Here is a 3,785-nt window from a genome sequence, read left to right as displayed (position 1 = left end):
GCGCTGACCTGAACGAACATAAAACCTAAACCCACAACAAAAACGCAACGGCGAAAGATACCATAAAAGCACTTTTCCGTTGCGGTATCTGAAGTCTCCGTGCCGTCCCACACGCAACACTTCAGAACATACCAACAGAGCACATAATACGTGTTATGTTAAATCCTATCTACGGGGCTGCCAGCCAATACCGGCGCGGCTTCCAGCAAGAGAAAAGCACCCTGCGCTCTCGGGGCGTTGGTCGTCGCAGGAATCTGCGAGGCTGTCGCATCCTCCGTGGTGAGTGAGGACAACGGCCGCCCCCGCTCAATGATGCGCCCAAAGGATCAGGCGTTTCGCTTCCTTGCGATAGGCGCGCAGGGTCGCCGCCGACTGCTGCAGCGCCAACCAGCCGTGGATGGCCGCGTAGTCGCTGTCCGCATTGAGGGTGCAGGTCTGGCACGGCGCGCGAAACTGCCCCTGCGACCCGTCGCCTTCAAGCGGCATGACGTAATTGTTCCCTCGGTACACTCCCGCGGGATCAGCGCGCGGACGCGCTCGGTCGGTTGTGGGTGCTGGGCGAAGAACGCTTCAATCCGCCGGGCCCGGCCGCGCCCAGGCCCGGAATGGCCACCCACCAGCGGCGTCGGCGCGGCACGCGTACTGTCAGGGCCGCCAGCACGCCGATGCCCTGAGACCGCAGCGCAGCCACTGCGCGCGGTGCCAGCCACAGCCCGATGTCGTCACTGATGACCGGCTTGGACGCCGGCAGTCCGTGTAGTCGTTCGATCGCCTGCTCGGCAGCCCTGCCCTTCTCCGCCCGCTCTATTGACCACCGCGGGTCTCTGCGAGTGCAACGGTCAAGTGCTGCACCTTCTTTTTCAACTGATCGCGCTCTTCTGTGAGCTGTGCAACCAATACCGTCAGGCGATGAATTGCAAGTTGATCGGGTGTGGCGTCGCTGGGCGGTGGCGCCAGTTCAGGCTTGGGTGGCACGCGGGCCTCGCGCACCTGTCTCGCCACCTGGCGCAGTTCCTTCTTGCCTCCAGCAACAGCCGCTACTTGCTTCTCGCCAGGCAAGGAGGCTACGGCAGCCGCGGCATTAATGGAAATTACGCCCGCTTTTACTGCGCTGACCAACTCGGGCGCAGCCGTCTTCTGGATTTTCTCGATCTGACCAAGCGTCGCACTGCTCACCCGTGCTGCGCGCGCAACAGCCTCGCGAGTCAACACCGGATCGGCCCCGGATTGCGTGGCGACTTCGGTCCCGGCAGGTTTTGCATGCTGCGCTTGCGTTTGCGCCAGACGCGCGGATACGATTCCCTTCTTCCGCAGGGCAAGTACCCCTCGTTGGAAATCTGATACGCTGCGCCGCCCGAGGTGATTGTCGATCATCCACAGGTGCACATCGTCCATAGACTGGAACGTCTGGTTTTGTACCGTATTGAAAGGGATTCCGTGCTCGTGGCAGATGCTGTAGCGGTTGTGTCCGTCCACCAGGAGATCGCCCCACAACACCAGCGCATCGCGGCACCCTTCCGAGAGCAAGCTGCGTTCTAATGCTGCGTATTCGTCTTCTGTAAGTGGATCGATATAGGCACGGAGCTCTTCGTTGATAGTGATCTTCATGGGCCAAACAAAAAATGTAGGACGGTAGTGTACACACTGCCGCCTTTTCAAGCCGTGTAGCGGGGCCGATGAAGCTGGGCCTGGCGCTGCGCATTGGCGAATGCCTGCACTATCTCTTCGGTGCGTCCATCCTCACCTTCGCCGGGCCGATCTCCGCGACATCCGCCCACGCCTTTGCGTCGAAGCAAAACTCCGCGATTGCGCATGTGGGCATGTCTATGATCGCGCTCGATAGCCGATGTGCGAGGTCGGTGAACTCGGGATTGTGGCCGAAGAGCATCACGCGGTCCAGCCTGTCGTCGAGTGCGCAGATCATGGTGAGCAAGTTGTCCGAGCTGCTGGCATAGAGGCGCTCATCGACGACGATGTCCTTGCGCTTGTAGCCGATCTCATCGGCGATGAGTTGCGCCGTGGTCAGCGCACGCAGCGCCGGGCTCGACATGAGTAGATCGGGATCGACGCCGCGATCAGTCAGGCGTTTGCCCATCTTGGACGCGTCATTGCGGCCGCGATTGTCTAACTGTCGCTGCCGGTCGGGCAAGGACGGATCGTCGCGACTCGATTTGGCATGYCGCACAAGAAACAGGATTTTCATGATCAAGCTGAGGGGTGGCCTGAAGCGCCATTATCGCCCTATTCGACCACCGCGGCGACTAACAGAGGTGCTAGCCTTTCATGCTCTCGATTGCTGTCGTTTTCAACATCGCATCGCTGCTGGGCTTGCGAACCGTCGTAAATGGCGCCGAAATCAAAGCTACCCCCAAAAGGCCTACCGAAGCGGTACATCCAGATTCGTGCCGGTGACGTGGAGTTGCTCCGACCCGTACACCACGACTTTAGGCGGCGCGAACTCCAGGTGATTCTCTTCCAGCCATGCGGCAACCGCGGCTTCCAGCCGATCCATGAGATCCAGTTGAAGTTTCCATGACTCTGGGGACTCGCGGCCGGGAAAGCCATCACCGATCGCTGCCGCGAGAATGGGGGCGAGCACATCTTGGGCTTGCTCGCTGCCAATCAATTTGCCCTCGTGTTCGCCCAAGGCCATGCCAGAGAGCATCCGCTCGATAATCCTCGTCGCTTCGAACCGCGCGAAGTAGGACGGAGGCTCAGGGCTAAAGCCCGCGGTAACCACCTGCGTCATGCCCATCTGCGCTGCCGCCGAAATGGCATCGCGACGGGACCCGAACCCCGCGACCCATCGACCGGCCGCATCCTTGTACCCGAACTCTTCCTGCATGCTGCCTCCGGCATGGTTGATGTTGGGCCTTTACCATGGCGCCGTTCTCCGTCCGGTATTCGGTCGGCCTTGGCTGCCGTGGCATCCGTTGGCACGCTACGGATCAGGCCTTCCTGCGAGAGGCCAATGAGCCTCTTACAAGGCGCACGTGCGGTCCGCCTCCGATGCACGGGCCCAGCGTGTCTCGTAATAGCAGACACCCGGTGTTGTTGTGTTGGTTTGCACCCGCCAGATCCAGGCCCGCACGCGCCAGGCTTTGACGCCATTTTTCGTACCCGAAAAAAATCGATCCCAAGCCCAGCCTGCCTTTGCGGGCGATTCACGCTGACCTGCCCCGCCTTGGCACACTCCATGCGTTTGTACCTCCCGAGCGCAGAAACAATGCTCGAACCAACCGAACCCCAAGTCCCAATCGCTCCCAAGGAGAACTGCCATGACTACCACCCTCGCCATCAAGGACCTGTCCGTCACCGAAGAACTCGACGCCCGTGCCATGCGCGCCGTGCGCGGCGGCTTCGTGCCCTTCCTGCCCGTGTTCAGCGCGGTCAAGMTCGACTCGACCTTCAACGCYTCGCARCTGATCGGCCAGACGCAGAACGTCGTCAACATGAACGGCAATAACGCTGCCTTCGTCGACGACATCAAGTCGCGTGTCACCTCGACCCAGAACGCCCAAAACAACATCTATTGAGCCKCGGGCTACCGCCCAGGCTGMATTCGCAARCTACTGCATTTCCCGGAGAACTGCCATGACTACCACCCTCGCCATCAARGACCTGTCCGTCACCGAAGAACTCGACGCCCGCGCCATGCGCGCCGTGCGCGGCGGCTTCGTGCCCTTCCTGCCCGTGTTCAGCGCCGTCAAGATCGACTCGACCTTCAATGCCGAGCAACTGATCGGCCAGACGCAGAACGTCACCAACACATGAATGGCAACAAC

At 60.8% G+C, this 3,785-nt stretch carries 5 protein-coding genes and 1 pseudogene; 2 read left to right on the top strand and 4 right to left on the bottom strand.

The window, feature by feature from the left end:
- Positions 1-217: 217 nt before the first annotated feature.
- The 4 genes and pseudogenes from AC1DN0_RS40575 to AC1DN0_RS40560 all read right to left on the bottom strand — a co-directional run.
- Positions 218-784, bottom strand: a pseudogene (locus tag AC1DN0_RS40575) (phage integrase family protein); the annotation flags it as partial.
- A gap of 20 nt (positions 785-804) precedes the next feature.
- Positions 805-1,608, bottom strand: a complete 804-nt coding sequence (locus AC1DN0_RS40570) for a ParB N-terminal domain-containing protein (RefSeq protein ID WP_441637648.1) — start codon at positions 1,606-1,608, stop codon at positions 805-807.
- 109 nt (positions 1,609-1,717) lie between these two features.
- Positions 1,718-2,203, bottom strand: a complete 486-nt coding sequence (locus AC1DN0_RS40565) for a SixA phosphatase family protein (RefSeq protein WP_441637646.1) — start codon at positions 2,201-2,203, stop codon at positions 1,718-1,720.
- A 174-nt stretch (positions 2,204-2,377) separates the two neighbouring features.
- Complete coding sequence (locus AC1DN0_RS40560) at positions 2,378-2,845, bottom strand: hypothetical protein (protein WP_441637644.1); 468 nt, start codon at positions 2,843-2,845, stop codon at positions 2,378-2,380.
- A gap of 433 nt (positions 2,846-3,278) precedes the next feature.
- Between AC1DN0_RS40560 and AC1DN0_RS40555 the strand changes: the two genes are divergently transcribed.
- The gene (locus AC1DN0_RS40555) at positions 3,279-3,536 is read left to right on the top strand and encodes a hypothetical protein (RefSeq protein WP_477112253.1); all 258 of its coding nucleotides are present in this window, start codon (positions 3,279-3,281) and stop codon (positions 3,534-3,536) included.
- Positions 3,537-3,594: 58 nt separating this feature from the next.
- Positions 3,595-3,774 carry a hypothetical protein gene (locus AC1DN0_RS40550; protein ID WP_477146577.1) on the top strand — a complete coding sequence of 60 codons (180 nt, stop codon included), beginning with the start codon at positions 3,595-3,597 and terminating at the stop codon, positions 3,772-3,774.
- Positions 3,775-3,785 lie beyond the last annotated feature (11 nt).

This window comes from Cupriavidus sp. 05N39 (assembly GCF_056397325.1).
Note: the sequence above shows the minus strand (reverse complement) of the source record. Positions and strands in the feature narration are given on the sequence as shown.

Coding starts and splice junctions, on each gene's coding strand:
- AC1DN0_RS40570 (WP_441637648.1), bottom strand. CDS start 1,608: ATGAAGATCACTATCAACGAAGAGCTCCGTGCCTATATCGATCCACTT.
- AC1DN0_RS40560 (WP_441637644.1), bottom strand. CDS start 2,845: ATGCAGGAAGAGTTCGGGTACAAGGATGCGGCCGGTCGATGGGTCGCG.